General features: G+C 49.7%; 16 protein-coding genes. 15 read left to right on the top strand and 1 reads right to left on the bottom strand.

Annotation, left to right across the window (positions count from 1 at the left end; translation table 11 throughout):
• Positions 1 to 145 precede the first annotated feature (145 nt).
• From gatD to GX659_00015, 14 genes are all read left to right on the top strand, one after another.
• A complete protein-coding gene (gatD, locus tag GX659_00080) occupies positions 146 to 1,528 on the top strand; it encodes a Glu-tRNA(Gln) amidotransferase subunit GatD (GenBank protein ID NLD27190.1) in 1,383 nt (460 codons plus the stop codon).
• 140 nt (positions 1,529 to 1,668) lie between these two features.
• Entirely contained in the window at positions 1,669 to 2,520 is an 852-nt protein-coding gene (locus GX659_00075; protein ID NLD27189.1) for an MBL fold metallo-hydrolase, read from the top strand.
• Complete coding sequence (rsmG, locus tag GX659_00070; GenBank protein NLD27188.1) at positions 2,517 to 3,116, top strand: 16S rRNA (guanine(527)-N(7))-methyltransferase RsmG; 600 nt, start codon at positions 2,517 to 2,519, stop codon at positions 3,114 to 3,116. Before GX659_00075 ends, rsmG begins: the two co-directional genes overlap by 4 nt.
• 215 nt (positions 3,117 to 3,331) lie before the next feature.
• Complete coding sequence (locus GX659_00065; GenBank protein ID NLD27187.1) at positions 3,332 to 4,147, top strand: ParA family protein; 816 nt, start codon at positions 3,332 to 3,334, stop codon at positions 4,145 to 4,147.
• Positions 4,148 to 4,189: 42 nt separating this feature from the next.
• Entirely contained in the window at positions 4,190 to 5,050 is an 861-nt protein-coding gene (locus GX659_00060) for a ParB/RepB/Spo0J family partition protein (protein NLD27186.1), read from the top strand.
• Between the two features lie 47 nt (positions 5,051 to 5,097).
• A complete protein-coding gene (locus tag GX659_00055) occupies positions 5,098 to 5,523 on the top strand; it encodes a polymer-forming cytoskeletal protein (GenBank protein NLD27185.1) in 426 nt (141 codons plus the stop codon).
• A 50-nt stretch (positions 5,524 to 5,573) separates the two neighbouring features.
• Complete coding sequence (locus GX659_00050) at positions 5,574 to 6,227, top strand: hypothetical protein (GenBank protein NLD27184.1); 654 nt, start codon at positions 5,574 to 5,576, stop codon at positions 6,225 to 6,227.
• Between the two features lies 1 nt (position 6,228).
• The gene (locus GX659_00045) at positions 6,229 to 6,921 is read left to right on the top strand and encodes a hypothetical protein (GenBank protein NLD27183.1); all 693 of its coding nucleotides are present in this window, start codon (positions 6,229 to 6,231) and stop codon (positions 6,919 to 6,921) included.
• Positions 6,922 to 6,938: 17 nt separating this feature from the next.
• The gene (locus GX659_00040) at positions 6,939 to 8,738 is read left to right on the top strand and encodes a V-type ATP synthase subunit A (GenBank protein NLD27182.1); all 1,800 of its coding nucleotides are present in this window, start codon (positions 6,939 to 6,941) and stop codon (positions 8,736 to 8,738) included.
• The gene (locus tag GX659_00035; protein ID NLD27181.1) at positions 8,735 to 10,039 is read left to right on the top strand and encodes a V-type ATP synthase subunit B; all 1,305 of its coding nucleotides are present in this window, start codon (positions 8,735 to 8,737) and stop codon (positions 10,037 to 10,039) included. The genes GX659_00040 and GX659_00035 overlap by 4 nt, the downstream gene beginning before the upstream one ends.
• Positions 10,040 to 10,053: 14 nt before the next feature.
• The gene (locus GX659_00030; protein ID NLD27180.1) at positions 10,054 to 10,638 is read left to right on the top strand and encodes a hypothetical protein; all 585 of its coding nucleotides are present in this window, start codon (positions 10,054 to 10,056) and stop codon (positions 10,636 to 10,638) included.
• Between the two features lie 2 nt (positions 10,639 to 10,640).
• Positions 10,641 to 12,395 (top strand): hypothetical protein, encoded by a 1,755-nt coding sequence (locus tag GX659_00025; GenBank protein NLD27179.1) that lies wholly within the window; start codon positions 10,641 to 10,643, stop codon positions 12,393 to 12,395.
• 60 nt (positions 12,396 to 12,455) lie between these two features.
• Positions 12,456 to 12,863, top strand: a complete 408-nt coding sequence (locus tag GX659_00020; protein ID NLD27178.1) for a hypothetical protein — start codon at positions 12,456 to 12,458, stop codon at positions 12,861 to 12,863.
• Between the two features lie 74 nt (positions 12,864 to 12,937).
• Positions 12,938 to 14,986 carry a sodium-translocating pyrophosphatase gene (locus GX659_00015; GenBank protein NLD27177.1) on the top strand — a complete coding sequence of 683 codons (2,049 nt, stop codon included), beginning with the start codon at positions 12,938 to 12,940 and terminating at the stop codon, positions 14,984 to 14,986.
• A 136-nt stretch (positions 14,987 to 15,122) separates the two neighbouring features.
• Here GX659_00015 and GX659_00010 read toward each other — a convergent pair whose 3' ends face one another.
• Entirely contained in the window at positions 15,123 to 15,323 is a 201-nt protein-coding gene (locus tag GX659_00010; GenBank protein ID NLD27176.1) for a hypothetical protein, read from the bottom strand.
• A gap of 226 nt (positions 15,324 to 15,549) precedes the next feature.
• Here GX659_00010 and GX659_00005 point away from each other — a divergent pair, with 226 nt between their 5' ends.
• Positions 15,550 to 17,565, top strand: coding sequence for a hypothetical protein (locus GX659_00005; GenBank protein ID NLD27175.1), 2,016 nt, complete (start codon positions 15,550 to 15,552; stop codon positions 17,563 to 17,565).
• Positions 17,566 to 17,678 lie beyond the last annotated feature (113 nt).

Below are 17,678 nucleotides of genomic sequence, written 5' to 3'. Positions count from 1 at the left end.
GGCCCTGTCATAGGATATAACCCTTTGAGATGGCAAGAAAAAATAGGGCCGAATCTTTTAGTCGATGCGTTGGGAAAATGGATGCTGTCGAGTGCATGGCGAAGCCGGTTGACAGGACCTTTTCCAAGTGAGAAGGCTTCCCATCATGAGCGAAGATAAATACAAGGGTTACAGGGATCCGGGGCTGGCCATTCTAAAGAAGCATGACGTGGCGGTTTGGGATCGGATCGAAATCGACACTCCAAAGGGGATTTTTTCGGGTCTGATACTTCCTCGTTCCAAGACGGAAGATGCTGAACATATCGTCATCAAGATGGAGAGCGGCTACAACACCGGCGTCCATGTAGATTCGATCAAGTCCATCAAACGAATCGGCCACCGCGAGGGGTATTACGCGATTCCAGAAAAAGAATTTCCGTACGACAAGCGCAAGAAGAACGTTACTCTCCTCGGCACTGGCGGGACGATAGCTTCAAGGCTGGACTATACGACAGGAGCTGTCGTGCCGGCATTTTCTCCAGGTGAACTTTATGGTGCCGTTCCGGAGCTGGCCGATATCTGCAATCTGAGCACGGTAAAGCTCTTTGGAGTGTTCTCTGAAAATATGGGACCTGAGCAGTACAAGATCCTGGCTGAAGAGATAGGAAAGCTCATCGAGAAAGGAGTCGATGGCATCGTGATCGGTCATGGCACTGACACCATGCACCACACGGCATCGATTCTATCCTACATGGTTCAGGACACTCCGGTTCCTATCGTTATCGTTGGTTCGCAGCGGTCAAGCGACCGACCGAGTTCGGATGCTGCAAGAAATCTTCTCAACGCAGTTTCCACAGCTGCACACTCAAATCTGGCAGAGATTATGGTCTGCATGTTTGGCCCAACCTCAGACGATTACGGGTTGCTCCACATGGGCACTCGCGTGAGAAAGATGCATTCCAGTTATCGCTCCACCTTCAGAACCTTGAGCGACGTTCCTATCGCCATGGTTTGGCCGGACAAGATAGTTCCATTGAGGGAGCACAAAGTCAGGCGCAATGATCGCGAAGTGAAGATTCATCCTCATTACGATGAGCGCGTTTCGATACTGTACTATTACCCCGGGATGGCTCCTGATATGGTCGACAGCCTTATCGATAGAGGATATCACGGAATAGTCATCGCCGGCACCGGCCTCGGACACGTCAATTCGGCACTAAACCCGGCGCTGAAGCGCGCTGTTGACAAGGGGATCGCTGTAGTTATGACCGTTCAGACGCTGTGGGGGTACGTTCACATGAATGTTTATGATACCGGACGCTACCTTCTCGAACTTGGCGTCATCCCGTGCGAGAATATGCTGCCGGAGGCCGCGTATATGAAGCTATGCTGGACTCTGGGCCAGACGCGCAATCTTGATGAGGTGAGGAGGATTATGCTTACCCCGATAGCGAATGAGATTACCGAGCGCGAACCGCATAACGGATATCTAGTCTATCAGGGAGGAATACCCGAAGTTGAAAGATTTCTCTCCACCTACAAGAAATAGCAAGATCACCCTATTCCCACAGCTGCAAATTCTTTGCAGCTATCCCCAAGCTGGCGATGCGAGATTCGTCGGGGCAATATATTTTTCATCTGTTGTGATGTCGAATGGGATTTTTCCCGCCGATGTGATATTGATCATTCATGATAAATACAAAGGCCGAAATCAGGTTTTGGGGGGTGCGCGGTTCGATACCAGTGCCCGGGCGAAAAACGATAAAATTTGGCGGTAACACCGCATGCGTGGAGATAAGCTACGGGGGTGATATCATTATATGTGATGCCGGGACCGGGATTCGCCCCTTAGGCGAGTCTATTATGCGACGATATCCGAATGGCGGCTTCAGTGCGACGATTTTGTTATCCCATATCCACTGGGATCATTACTTTGGATTTCCATTCTTCAGACCCTTATACAACAGCAAAAACATATTTTTAATCGGAGGTCCGAAGAACTCGAATGGGAGTTTTTCATCCGCGATCAGTCGTGTGATGCGGCCCCCTTATTTCCCGATTCCGATCTCCGCCATCCCATCGAAACTAAATATCGTTACGATACCAGAGAAAAAATTTCAGGTTGGAGAAATCGAGGTCATCCCTTTTGCAGTGAATCATCCTCAGGGAGCTTTTGGCTGGCGGTTTAATTTTCCGAATGGAAAATCGCTCGTGCATGTTACCGATAACGAGCCGGGCGGAAAAATTTTCAGAAAAAAAATCGTAAGTGTTGCCGCCGGAGCCGATATCATGATTCACGATGCACAGTACGACGACGCGGAGTACAAAAATAAGATCGGCTGGGGACACAGTCCTTACAAGTATCCGCTGTCGGTCGCCGCGGAGGCCGGTGTGAAAAAAGTTTTTCTTTTTCATTTCGATCCGAACGCAGATGATCTGTATTTGCAAAAAACATTCATCAAGGCGAAAAAGTTTTTTTCGAAGCTCGCCCCTCGTGGCGCATGCAGGATGGCGATGGAGGGACTCAAAATCAGACTATGAGCGCAGATGAAAAAATAAAAAAATATTTTGATCTCCTGCAAAAGTGGAATGCGAAGATGAATCTGATCTCAGTTGCAGGGGAGGCCGAATTTTACGATAAGCATGTCGCCGATGTGAAGCACATCCTAAAGCCGCTTGATGGGTGCAGGAGGGTCGTCGATCTAGGCTCCGGTGGCGGTCTCCCCGGGATTTTGGTCAAGATAATGCGCCCCGATATCGAGTTGACGATGGTGGAAGCCACTAGAAAAAAGGTCTCATTTTGCAGCGAAGCATGTAGGGCATTGAATTTAAAGGATATTTTTGTAATATGGGGGCGCGCTGAGGATGAGGGGCTTATGCGTGGGCTGGGGGCATTTGACGCCGTGATAAGCAGGGCGACATGGTCGTTATCCGATTATGTGGTAATCGGCGCGAACTATATAGATGCAGGGGGAAGGTGTATTGCCATGAAGGGATCCAGGTGGGCGCATGAGCTAGCTGCGGCAAAGGGGCGTTTTTCGGGGGTTGGTCTCGCCCTCACCTCTGTCGACGAATATGAACTTAAGGGGGGAGAGAAGAGAGCTATAGTCACTCTTAAAAAAGAGGTGATTTTATAACCCCCACCCCTAAACCTTTGAAATAATTGGTTTTATTTCCCATTTGACTTGGCATACTTCTTGATTGTTTCACGTGAAACAATTCTCTGCGCGCATCGTGACGATTTCAGTTCCGGTTCAGGTTTTTTATCGTGAAAAAAGCGATTTTTGATCTATAGCCACTTGCACTTTTGTTCTCTGGGGATTAGATAGTCCTTCTTTCATTGGAGGTCGTAATGGCAGAGACAATCGCTGTTTGTAATCAAAAAGGCGGCGTTGGAAAGACTACGACCTCTGTAAATCTGGCCGCCGCTCTGGCCGCCGCCGAAAAAAGAACCCTTCTGATAGATATGGATGCCCAGGGGAATGCTACGACCGGGCTCGGTTTTAATAAACACGCCATAGAAAAGGGAATATACAACTCACTCATCGATGGCATAGATCTCACATCAATACTTCAGCCGACGGAATTGAAGTATCTAAAGATAGCCCCTTCGAATACCGAACTAGTGGGCGCGGAGGTGGAGCTCGTCGGCGTTGTTTCACGTGAAATGCGCCTTAAAAATCTCATCCAGTCCGTTCAGTCCGATTTTGATTACATCATAATAGATTGCCCCCCATCGCTCGGCTTACTAACCTTGAACGCCTTAACTGCGGCAAATTCAGTCATTGTTCCGGTGCAGTGCGAATATTATGCCCTCGAGGGGATCGCCGATCTCCAGCGGACAATATCCCTCGTCAGAGGGCGATTAAATCCGGAGTTGCGAATATCAGGGATTGTCCTTACCATGTTCGACGGCAGGAATAACCTTTCTCGTCAGGTCATGAGCGAGGTCCAAAGGCATTTCAAGGATGTCGTTTTTCATTCAGTTATTCCGCGCAATATAAGGCTTAGCGAGGCTCCTAGTTTTGGCAAGCCTATTTTGTTATACGATGTGAACTCCAAGGGAGCGCTTAGTTATTTTGAACTGGCCAAAGAGGTCTTGATGCTTAATTCGCCTGATGGAGTTGGAATAGCTTTGCCCGGCGAAGCTACAGCTCAATCGGAATAAAACAATATTAGTCAATAATATCATGATGTTACGGAGGGTCAGATGCAGTTAAAAAGAGGGCTTGGCAGGGGGCTAGAATCTTTGATTCCGCCGCCGATTGAGAGTGAAGGGGGAGCTTCAAAAAAGTTCAGGATGATTCCGGTGGATTCCATAATGCCGAACAGGCTTCAGCCTAGGACGGTTTTTGATGAGGAGAAGATAAAGGAACTTTCCGCTTCCATTCGGGAGCAGGGGATCATACAGCCGCTGGCGGTGTCCTCCTTGAGCGATGGACGCTATGAACTGATAGCCGGGGAACGCAGACTTCGCGCCTCGAAGCTCGCGGGACTTTCAGAGGTCCCGGTCTTCATTAAAGATGTGGATAGCGAACAGATGCTCGCGCTTTCGCTGCTTGAGAATATTCAGCGTGAAGATTTGAATCCAATAGAAGAGGCAAGAGCATATCAGGAGCTGATTGCCCAATTTGGTTATACTCAGGAAGATGTGGCGGAAAAACTCGGCAAATCCAGAGCGGCTGTCGCCAATAGCATAAGGCTTTTAAAATTACCGCATGTGGTTCAAGAGGATATCGCCAACGAAAGATATTCCGCAGGCCACGCGCGCGCTTTACTTTCACTGCCGACTCTTCATGATCAGCTGAAGATGCGCGAACGTATCATGCGGGAGATGCCGACCGTAAGGGATGTCGAGGTCATGGTCCATGACTATTCCACAGGGGCGAAGAAAAGGCAGAAAAAGAAGGATCGGAGCCTTTCGCCACACTTGACGGACTTGGTGGAAAAGATGAAGCAAGCTCTCGGTACCAAGGTTCAGTTACACCAGCAAGGGGGGGGCGGCAGGCTGGTCATCGAATATTACAATGCTCAAGATCTGGATAGAATCTACAGAAATATTGTGAGATAAATAGCCGCCCGCCGCGGCGAGACGAAAATAAAATATTGGAGGATGAGATGGGACGTTCAGGCAGGAATAATGTCAAGATCAACGGCTTGATCGACAAAGGATGCAGCATAGAGGGGAGGCTCGCATTTGATGGATCGGTGCAGATCAACGGTGATTTTAGGGGTGACATCGTTTCAGACGGAACGCTCATAATAGGCCCGGAGGCCAATGTGGAAGGAAGCGTCCAGGTCGGCGTCGCTATAATAGAGGGAAGCGTGAAAGGGACAGTGGAGGTCAAGAATAAGATCGACCTTAGAAATGGGGGCCGTCTTGTTGCCAACGTCGTGACTGAGAGTATAATGATAGAAGAGGGCGCGATCTTTCACGGAAAGTGCAGCATGATAGGTGCCGAAGGGAAACCCGATCTTGATCTCTCAAGATATTCCAAATCTCCTGATCTTTCAAAGGAGGATGGAGATTCTCTCATGATGTAAGATGTAGTATGTTTGAAATTGAAACGGCCTTCTGTAAGGGGGATTCAAAAGTGGAAAACAAAGCTCAAGTCCCAAGTAATGATCTTGCTGGTCTAATCGATGTTTTGAAAAAAGACGGCATCGCGCGTGGTCGCGAGGAAGCCGAGAAAGTTCTGAACGATGCGAAGGTGGAGTCCGCCAGAATAATATACGAGGCCAGAACCGAAGCAGAACTGATCATGAATGCGGCTGCCAAAAAATCCAGCGATACGATGGAGCGTCTTGAAACTCAACTCGAGCTTGCCCTCCGCGATTTCAAGCTGAAGGCGAAGAGTGAGCTGGAGGATCTCATCGCCATCAATCCGCTGCGTGAGAAGGTTAAGGGTGTGATGATGGACGCTGATTTTTTGAAGGAACTGATAAGCAAAATGATGGATGTCTTTCTAAAGGGCGAAGGGGCACAGGGCGCAAAGCATATCAGCCTGACAGTTCCGGACGAGCTTCGGGGAAAATTCATAGGCGAGTGGATTAATATGATGCGCGAGCGAATAGACAGCGCCATAACGCTTCATTCTGAATTAAGCCTGTTCGGTTTTAAAATTTCCGTGGATGACCGAGGAGGATTGCGCATCACCGATGCGGATGCGATAGTAGATGCCCTCAAACCTTTTATAACCGAGCGCTTCCACTACCTACTCGACAAAAGGGAATTTCCCAAGGACTGATATGGCGTACGAATATCTATTCTCAGCGCTGCCTCTGCTTCCTGAAAAAATCGGCGACAAGGTCGCCATCAGTCCGGCTGAGCTTTGGCAGCTCGTCTGCGCTGAAGGGGGAAAGGTTGAGAAAGTGGCCCGAGCCCTTTTTTACAGGTGCGATATCAGGGCCATGGAGATGGAGTCTCTAGGGATCGACCCGAACGGAGTTGCCGTCATAGACGAGGCGTCCGTCATTGATAAATCTAAACGTCCCACTTGGATATCCACACTGCTAGAAAAGTCCGATCAAAATATCGCAAGAGGTTTTCAAAGCGTGTGGTTGGAGTACTACTCACGACTTATTCATACGGCTTCACAGTGCAGAAGCTCATTCGTGGTATCGTACTCGAGATGGGAGATGGCGCAGAGAAATGCCATGGCGGATAGAAGAGCTTCCCTTTTCCAGTATGCCAAGGGCGATGAGTCACGTTTTGACGATGAAGGTTTTGTATGGTCACATGAATTCAAGTCGCTTGCGGAAGGGCTCTCTTCTAAATTCGAACGCGGATTCAACGCGTGGAAGGATATTGATGCAATGGTCGCTTCTCTTCGCATAAAAAAAGCGAAGGAGCTTGCTCCCGAGTATTCATTTACGTTTGACGAGATTATGAGCTACGTCACTCAGTATATGACTTACAGGGAATTTTCCTATTTGACCTAGACACATGGAGAGGGGCTTTGAAAGAGCGAATAGTAAAAATAGTCATGGTGGATGACAACCTGGTTGTCGTTAGCCTTCACGGCCATGGAAGTCAAGGCGTCCCCTGTATGATGAACGAAGAGGCCTTCATAGGTTCGGCCCACCTGCGCGGCGAGGTTATCAGGGTCAGGGGAAACCTCGCCGACCTTCAGTGCTATGAGGATACCACGGGTCTTATGGTCGGCGACAACGTCATACTGACGGGGCATCTTATAGAGATGGAGCTGGGCCCTGGGCTGATAGGTGCCACGCTGGACGGGCTTGGCAACAGGCTTTCAGGTTACGGCGATTTTCTTCCTCAGGGCGTGATCGTCCCTCCGCTCGATAAAAAGAAGAAGTGGAGCTTTAAACCGCTGGTCGAAGATGGCGCCCGCGTCTTAGCTGGAGATATCATCGGCGAGGTGAAGGAGACTGAACTCGTTGTTCACAAGATAATGGTGCCAGCCAATTCTCCAAGCGGAACAATCAGGGGGATTGCCGCAGGCGAATTCGTCATCGAAGATAAAATTGCAGAGCTGGTTTCAGATGACGGCAAGATCTCGGAACTCAAGATGTTGCAGAGATGGCCGATCAGGATGCCACGCCCCGTAAAAAGCAGGCTACAGCTTTCCGATGTGCTGAATACCGGAATAAGGATAATAGACGCATTCAATCCCGTCATGCTTGGAGGGACGGCGTGTGTGCCGGGAGATTTTGGAACCGGAAAGACGATGTGCCAACACGATCTTGCGAGGCATAGCAAGGTCAAGATTGTGATATACGTAGGTTGCGGCGAGCGCGCAGGCGAAATGGTAGAGTTGATGCACGAATTCCCGAAACTGATAGATCCGGAAACGGGAAGGCCTCTCGTAGAAAGAACCGTTTTATTCGTCAATACTAGCGCAATGCCGGTGGCGGCCAGAGAGGGATCAATTCTTGTCGGTGCAACTGTCGGCGAATATTTTCGCGACATGGGATACGATGTTCTTCTTCTCACCGACAGCCTTTCCCGCCAGGCGCAGGGAATGAGGGAGATCAGCGGAAGGCTTGGCGAGATTCCAGGTCCTCAGGCGTTCCCCGCTTACATAGGAGCATATCTGACCCGCTGGTTTGAACGGGCCGGATCTATAGCATGCCTGGGCTCGGGGCCGGAGCGTCGCGGGAGTATGACTATCATCGCCGCGCTTTCCCCAGACGGAGGAGACATCTCCGGAGATCCGCCGACTCAGGCGGCAATTCAAACAGCTAAGGTTGCCCTGATACTTTCGAGAAAGAGGGCGGCCGCTCGTCTTTTCCCCGCATTCGATCCTCTAGAATGCCACTCGAAATATCTCGACACGTCCGTAGAAGTTTTGCAGAGGCGATTCGAGCAGAAAGATCTTCCGCTGTGGCTGAAGTTTGTTTCCGCGCTGAAGTCCTCGGTCGTTGAGGGAGAGCGCATAAGAGATCAGATGGAAATCCTGGGCGAAAAGGGAATCGGCGATGAGGAATATCGCAGGTATCTCCTCGGCGAAATCGTCCAGAAGGGATATCTGAATCAGAACACATTCGACGAGAATGACAGGGCGAGTTCACTGGAGCGGCATTACGACATGATGAGATTTCTGGTGCATATTTTGGACATCTTTCCGCTTGAGGACAAGAGGTCGATGAGAAGGCGGCAGGAAGACCTTCTCTTTGAGATCGTTCAGGCCAACTACGCCAGCGACTACAAGGCTGGATATGACAGGATCATAGAATCGATCACGAGCGCTTCCGCACCTGCGGCTGATGTTCGGGAAGGCGAGGTGGCGAGGTGAAAGTCGTCTACTGCGATATAGAAAATATTGAGGGGCCTATCCTCCAGGTCCGCGGCGTCACCGGCGTCGGAATGGGAGAGGAGGCTCACCTTCCGGGTTTTGGTTCGGCAAAGGTCGTAAAGATTCAAGGGGACACGGTCTTTCTTCAGTCGCTTCAGGGGAGCCTCGGAGTCGTAACCACTCAGAGGACCGAATTCACCGGCAAGCCGTTCGAACTTCCATTCGATTCCAAGCTGATAATGGGAAGGATATTCGACGGAATCGGAAAGCCGAGGGACGGGCGCCCTGCAGTCAAGGGCGAGATGATTCCGGTCGAAGGGCCGGTAGTCAATCCCTCCCGAAGGGCGATGGGGCAAGGCTACATAGAGACAGGCATCCCTTCAATAGACGGAGCAAATACAATCGTAAGAGGGCAGAAGATACCGATCTACAAATTGCCGGGCGAAGATATCAACAACATAGTCGCCAGGATAATACGCCAGGCAAGAGTTGCCGGTCAGGAGAATTTCAGCGTGGTCTTCGGAGGGCTGGGGCTGCTCAACGAAGAATACATCTTCTTCAGGGAAGTCCTTGAGGAGGCGGCAGAAAGAATGGTGATGGTCGTAAATCTCGGGAGCGAATCCCCTATCGAGAGGCTTAACGTTCCGCACATATGCTGCGCTTATGCGGAAAAACTCGCGTTACTAGGCCAGCACGTCCTGGTGGTGATAGCGGACATGCTTAGGTATGCCGATGCGCTGATGGAGGTTTCCAACGCGCAGGGCAAAATTCCCAGCCGCGACGGATATCCGGGAGATCTCTATAGCAAGCTCGCCAGGATATACGAACGCGCCGTTAATTTTGGAGGAGAGCGCGGATCGGTGACGATCATAGGAGTGAACTCCGTCCCGGACAATGACCTCTCGCACATAGTCGCAAACCTTACCGGCTACATAACGGAGGGGCAGCTTCCCGTTGAAAAGGGAAAGTTCGTCATAATGAAATGTCTTTCTAGGTTGAAGGGACTCGTCGTTGGAAAGGAAACGCGTTCCGACCACGGCTCCATCATGGATGCATGCGTTTCGGCATATGCGAACGCTCTCTCGTTGCGCGAACAGAAAGAGATGGGCTTTTCCATCACAGACGAAGTTGACATCGCCTATCTGAAGTTCGCCGATGAATTTGAAAGAAGATTTTTACCTGCCGACCAGGATCTGACTTTGGAACAAACTCTGGACCTCGGATGGGAACTGATAAAGATACTTCCAAGAAGGGTTCTCAGGATAAAGAAAGAGATACTCGATAAGTTTTATAAGGAATAATCTGAATGCCGACTGTGACCAAAGGCGCAATGAGGATGTCCAAGCTTCGTGCGGAGAGGCTTTCCAGAGCCGTGCCGACGCTCGACCTGCGCAGAAAGCAGCTCAATCGTGAGATACTGGCATGGGAAGAAAAGATGGCAGAGCTTGAAAGCCTCTGTCAGAAGCTTTCGGATCACTACGAACAAAATCCGCATCCGGAGATAGATTTTCTCGTCTTAATCAAGGATAAGACGCTTGCGACGCTCAACATAGCGGGCGTAATTATAAGTTCCGTTGAGAGCGTCGATTTCGAGGTGCGGGGATATTCCGTCCTTATGACGCCCCCCTCTTTTGATCTGTTTGTAAATCTGAGGAAAGAACTTCTTGAGGCCAATGAAAAATACGCCGCCATGAAAAAGGGGCTTGAACTCCTCGGCGAGGAGCTTTCGGTCACTACACAGAGGATTAACCTGTTTGAGAAGAGGCTCATACCGATGTACAAGGGCGAGATCAGATACATAAAAGGCAGGCTCGAGGACAACGAGCGGGCCACGGTCATGGTGGCCAAAATAGCGCAGGCGGAAATGCTCGCCGAAAAGAGCACGTTCGAAACGGCATAAATATGGCGATAGTGGCGATGAAATATGTGCTGTTCCTCTCGCATGTTCGCGAGTCGGAGGCCGTTTTGCGCGGCCTTCAGGATATCGGAGTCCTCCACCCTGAGCATCTCAAAAGGGCAACCGAAAGCGAGCAGCTAAAAAATCTGGAGCACAAACTCCATGTCCAAAATACAGTCATCAAGTCACTCTCGGATAGGAATGTAAAAAATCATATATCTGACTCGGCGATTTTACCCAGCATTTGGGATGTTGAATCATGGCTTTCGGATGAAAAGAAATTCATCGATGGCATTGCCAAAGTCGAGAGGGAAATAGAAAAACAGGCCTGCCTTGGAGATTTTGATCCGGAAGATGTTGGGAATCTATCCGGCAGCGGGGTGTCATTGCAGTTATGGGGTGCGCCAAAGAAGGAATTTGAGGAGTATGCCAAGAAATCGGAAGTGCATATTCATGTGATAAGCAGGCATGATGATGTATGCTTCGCAACATTCTCATTAAAAGGTCCGGTGAAGATTCCATTCGCTGTCGAACGAGAGGTTCCTAAGTCAAGCCTTTCAGCACTCAAGGAGGAGCTCTCCGATTTGAGGCGACGCCTCGAATCAATTTCAGCGCAGATTGATTCAGCCACGGTGCATTTGCCAAGCTATAGGAAAAAGAATGCCGCCCTTACAGAAGAGCGCGATTTTTATGAAACGCTGGGCAGGGCATTTGAAGATGAGTCTGTCTCCGCCTTTGCCGGGTGGGTCCCTGCCGACAACATCGAACATGTCGCAGAAATGGTGCACAAATCATTCCCGGGCGTTTTCATGAAGGCGAGGGACCCCATGGAGGATGAAAGCCCTCCGATCAAGACGAAAAATTCATGGCTCGCCAGTGTATTCGAACCTCTTTTGCACATTCTCGGTTTTCCGAAATACGGAGGGATAGATCCGGCGCTCTTTTTTGCCCCGTCGATGATGCTATTTTTTGGGATATGTCTTTCCGATGCCGGGTACGGCGCGATCATGATTTTGATAGGTGCCGTAGCCAAGAAATTGTTGTCGGCAAAAATTCCCGCTATCAGGTTCGTGTCGAATATGACCATTTTGTTAGGGCTTACCACCGTCGTATGGGGTCTCGCCACAGGATCAATTTTCGGAATTCCATTTGCTCAGAGGGAGTGGATACTGGTCGATGTGGCCCCGGACGTTGGAGATCCCATGCTGCTGTTTAAAATTTCTATCGTGGCCGGGGTTCTGCATATCAGCATAGCGCTTATGATTTCCATAATATCGTCGAATAATTTTTCCGAAAGGATGATAAAAGCGGGTACCTTATTCGTCTTGTGGGGCGGCGCGCTCGCGATGATCAAATACTCAATATGGCCGTACATCGCAGGGGCCGGGATATTATTGATATTAACTTTTTCATCGGACGCCAAAAATCCCCTCAAGAGGCTTGGCGCTGGGATTTGGGGAGTTTACGGCCTCACCGGACTTCTGGGGGATGTGATGTCCTATGCCAGACTTTTCGGGCTTGGAGTGGCCTCGGGTGCGATAGCTTCTGTCATCAACGTGCTTGCGGTGGACGTCAGAGGCGCGGTTCCTGTGGTAGGAATCCTGCTATCGATAATCGTCCTTCTCCTGGGCCATTCATTTAATTTCGCCATGGGGGTTATGGGGGCTTTGGTTCACCCTGCCAGACTGCACGCTGTCGAGGCCTTTCCAAAATGCGTGCAGCTGTCGGGCGCGCCGTACAAGCCTCTCGAAAAGATATAAACTATGCGGTGGATATTATATTTTAATGTGTAATAACATTATCTTAATCGGAGGTGTTAAATGGATCTGTCCTTCTTCAGTCAGTTGGCCTTTTATGGTGGGGTATGCCTCGGCCTCGTCGGTTCGGCGTTGGGTCTCTCGATAGCCTTCCAGGCGGCCATCGGCATAGGCGAGAAAAAGTTTTTTTCAGTTGTGCCTCTCGTAGTCCTTCCAAGTACTCAGGGGATATATTCGCTGCTCGGCGGAATTCTTAAAAAAGACGCCTTTGCTTCAAACCCGTCGATAGGTGCGTTGCTATTATGGATTGGCATCGTTTGTTTTATAAGCGCGATATACCAAGGCAGGGTATGTGTCGCCGGAGTCAGGGCCATAGGAGAGGGAAGAAATACACTGGGGAATGCTATAGTTGCGGCGGTTATGCCGGAGACTTACGCTGTTTTTGCTTTTGTCTGCTTATTTCTACTCTGATATTTTGCGGGTTATGGATCTATCACCAGCAAAGGAGGTAGATGTCTATGGCAGAGCGCATCTTTGTTGTGTGGATGGCCGTTATCGGCGCTATTTGCGCCCTGGCGTACGCGGCATTTCTGACTCATCAAGTTTCATCAGCAGATCCAGGCACTGAAAGAATGAAGGAGGTCGCCCGCGCTATACGTGAGGGGGCCATGGCCTTCATAGCCAGAGAGTACAAAACACTCGCCGTATTCGTTGTAATCGTCGCCTTTATCTTTGCGATTATAAACAAGGGTGCTGTGCGCCTGGTGGCCGTATCATTCATGATAGGCGCTTTCTGCTCCGCCCTCGCCGGATATTTAGGGATGCGTGTTGCTACCAAGGCAAACGTCAGAACCGCCAACGCTGCGAGGGAAAGCCTTAACAAGGCACTTGGCATCGCCTTTCGCGGTGGTGCGGTGATGGGAATGAGCGTAGTTGGGCTGGGAGTTCTCGGGTTGGGAGTAGTCTTTTTAATTCTTATTTATTGCTTCGGCTCACACCCCGATACTTTGAAAGATACGGTTCTGCCTATACTCGTCGGATTTTCTTTTGGCGCATCTTCGATAGCCCTGTTTGCGAGGGTCGGAGGGGGTATATACACGAAGGCCGCCGATGTCGGAGCTGACTTGGTCGGCAAGGTGGAAAAAAATATTCCGGAGGATGATCCAAGAAATCCCGCGACGATAGCCGACAATGTCGGAGACAACGTAGGCGATGTCTGCGGCATGGGCGCTGATTTATTTGAATCATACGTAGGTGCGTTGGTAAGCGCTATGGTGCTTGGTGTATCCGCTGGATTTGTGGCGGTTTCTCTTCCCGTGGTCCTTGCCGCGATAGGAATCATCGCATCCATAATAGGGACATTTTTTGTTAAGACCAGCGAGGGCGGCAATCCGCAGCGCGCTTTAAATACCGGGTCATTTCTCGCTGCGGTAATTTTTGTGATTGCGGCGTATTTTGTAATCAATGCGATGGCCTCGGAAGGCTTCGTGTTTCAGGGCAGCGTAGTCAGCGCATTCAGAATTTGGGGTGCTGTGGTTGCCGGGCTTCTGGCTGGAGTAGCGGTTGGGCTGTTTACGGAATACTACTGTGCGATGGACAAGCCTCCGGTCAGAGAGATAGTCGTTTCATCCAGAACAGGATCAGCCACAAACATAATATCTGGAATAGCTGTAGGTATGCGTTCCACCGCACTGCCGCTTACATCGATAGTTGTCGCGATAATTGCGAGCTATTATTTCGCGGGGCTCTACGGAATAGCGATAGCTGCGTTTGGAATGCTTTCGACTACAGGCATCCAGCTCTCTGTGGATGCCTATGGCCCCATTGCGGATAATTCCGGCGGCATCGCTCAGATGAGCGGACTTGGTGAAGAGGTAAGGAAAAGAACCGATCTACTCGACTCCGTGGGCAATACTACGGCTGCCATTGGAAAGGGCTTTGCGATAGGGTCAGCAGCGCTTACAGCACTTTCGCTCTTTGCGGCTTTCCGTGAGCAGGCAGGACTCAAGACGATAGATATCACTCGTCCCGATGTAATTGCCGGACTTTTGATAGGTGGGATGTTGCCCTTCCTTTTCAGCGCTATGGCGATGAAGGCGGTCAGCAAGGCGGCCAATAGAATGATAGAGGAGGTAAGAAGACAGTTTCGCGGAATTCCCGGACTCATGGAGGGAAATGCTAGGGCTGACTATGCAAAGTGCGTCGATATCTCAACATCAGCGGCGATACGTCAGATGGTCTTGCCGGGGGTTTTGGCCATCCTTGCTCCGGTCGTAGTGGGCTTTGTATCTAAGTGGGTATGGGGGGACTTGGCAGCCCTTGGCGGTCTTTTGGCCGGCGTTACGGTGACTGGCGTCTTGATGGCGATATTTATGGCAAACTCTGGAGGGGCGTGGGATAACGCCAAAAAACAGATCGAGGGGGAACCCCAAAATCCTGGCGAAAATACAGGGAAGGGGAGCCTGAGGCATTCAGCCGCTGTCACCGGCGATACCGTTGGCGATCCTTTCAAGGATACCGCCGGTCCATCGCTCAACATTTTGATTAAACTTATGAGCGTGCTTGCCCTCGTTATTGCGCCACTTTTGATCTAAGTAACCTCCGAATTCTAGCTTCTTGATGTTTTGGTCGATGGTCAATTGTCCATGGTCGAGGTTCCTTAATTTGATCAAATAATAAAAAAACGGCAAAATCGATAAGATTTTGCCGTTTTTTGTATTTTTACGATGTTTACATGAGATCTATTACCACCACTCTGGATATCACGGACTTTTCATCCTCCTGATAGAAATCTTCATCAACTATTTCAGGTAGATAGAGAGGAATTTTGAAAGAGGGACGCTCTCTCTCCTCTCTTTCCCGTCTTATCTTGTCCAGCACCTCAGGTGGCAGCATATGGACTTTCTCCTCCTCCGCTATAGTTATCGGCATTTTTTTTAAAAAGTTGTCTGTCTTGCTTGGATATCAAGCGGATATTTTTCGCCACTTTACTGAAAATTTGTCAAAAGAATAAAAACTATTGATTGTTGGATGTCGCGTCGAATAAGAAAAGAAACCAATAGGAGGAACTCATTAAGGGAGCACACAACCTTTTTTCCGATGCGCCGATAAGGGCGTGCCGGAGATAATTTTCATAAATCATAGCTTGGAGGATCGGATGTCTTTGAGACCAATAGTGATAATTCCCTATAACCAGGCCAAATCTGCGGGCGCCGGACTTTCCGACGAAGAGCGGAATTTTATCAATGCGTCCGAGCGGATCATTTCAGAGGATATAGGGCTGAAGGATTGGACATGGGCCGTAACAGCCTATCCCGCTCTGATGAAAGAATATGTCGAGAGCATAGATTCCCCGGGTAAATTTCAGGAGATTTTGCAGAAGATTTCTCGGATTATATTGGAAGGTAGAAGCAGCGGCAATTTAGAACTAGGGAATAAAAAGTTGCCACGCGCCACAAGCAGGGGTGGTAAGGTAGATATCACCACCTACCCCCAGCATTACCTTCCTTCTTATGTCGGCAGATGGATGGGCAAAAATCAGAACTCGATGGTGCAGTTCATTTTCAATCCTGAAACCGGGAGACACCAGGTCGAACTCCAGCGCTTCAAACCTCGAGACGAATTTTTCATAGCGGAAGTTGCTATGGAGTCATGGCGTGCCAGCTCTTTGGTGCTGACAGGGCAGCTCGCTACGTGCATGAGGGACCTAGTCAGCGATAACGAAGTTCTGGATATGGTTGCGCAGAGGGCGCGCATGCTGGTAATTCCCAACGGCGCAAGGCTGGTCCTACCTTACAGGATATACATTTCAAGCCTATCGGGTGACGATAACGTAGTGGCGCATTTTTCGATAAGGGCTCCAGGTCAGACGGAGCTCGGCGTGCCCACTTCCACAGAGGTGAAGCTTTCAGGCGGTTTCACGGAAAATGTCAGCGCGGCCTATGTATTGGAGAGGCTTGAGAGGTCTGCGACAACGGGATTTGAAAGAGCAAAAAAAATACCGACCATGTTTTTGGATATAGACGGAACCCTTTTCAATGTGAGGAGATTTACCAGGCGACTTTTCGATGAATGGCTTGCAAGCTACGATGGACCTCGCGCTTCGGAGATAAAAAAGAGCATCTCTGAAAAGGAGGATTTGGGAGTAGATCTCTTGGGTTGGAATGCCAAAGATATACTAGCTAAGATAGGTGTTTTTGACGAAGAGATTGTTGCGCCTGCGCAAGGTCATCACGACAAGCATTTTTTCGATCCTTCGAGGAGGGTAGAAGGAGCGAATCCTATATGGGGCACGATCAATCTCGTAAAACTCCTGCGCAGAAGGCTCCAGAAAAAAGGAATTCCATTGAGGACCGTCTACGTTTCGTTGAGAAGCGATCAGGATGATAGCCTGCCTAACGGGCTTTCCGCTGCCGAGCTCGCGCTTCGCTATGTAGGGCTCTGGGATGAAAATAGCGAACCACTTTTTCATAAGGGCGCCAAGATAGATTGGAGCTCCGGTTCTCAAAAGGAGCCGGAGAAGATGGTTATGGTTAGGGAGTACTTGGCCAGTCATAAGGAGGTGTGGCATGTGGCTTTCATGGATAATACTCCCAATCATCTAAACGGATATTCCAAGCTTAGAGGTGGGGGCAATGGCATACGCATCCATGTTCAGGGTGATATGCCTCCGGGCGCTGCCGGTATAGGAGATGGAATTTTAACCACAGACCCGGTCCTTCTCGCCAGAGAGCTTGAGTCCATTGGCGGCATCGACAGGCTTGATTTTGAAGATCTCCCCGCGGTTTTAAGGCAGGAACAAACCTCCGTGATATTAGAAAGGTTGCGGCAGGCGAAGGAGGCCGGGGTAAGCCCAGTAGTTGTCGCCGACATAGATGACGAGAGATTTTCGGATGGCTTTGTTCACAGTGCGGCGAGATTTTTGCATGACATACGCGCATTGGAATCCGACATAATCTATATCGCAGGCAGGCGCTTTGCTTTTTCCGGAGCCTACGATGAAGCGCTGAAACTAAATGGATATCCTCTTGTGGGCAACAAGGTGTCGGTGCTGCAAAAAGATGAACTTAATTCCGTTGAAGAAATGGGCGAGCGATTTATGGGAGAGCTTGCCGGAAGACATATCATATGTTCGATTGGATCGCCGTTGTCGGTTTTACGAGCCTGTAAATAATTCTGTGTAACTGCGATTTTAGAATTCAAAGTTTACTCCATACTCTATGGCGAATCTGTTCAGTGCGGGCTTCCAATTTCTTATCGGCATAGTCCATTTCTGAGATGCCCTAT

The sequence above is a fragment of the Myxococcales bacterium genome (assembly GCA_012513515.1).
GTDB lineage: Bacteria > UBA10199 > UBA10199 > 2-02-FULL-44-16 > JAAZCA01 > JAAZCA01.
Note: the sequence above shows the minus strand (reverse complement) of the source record. Positions and strands in the feature narration are given on the sequence as shown.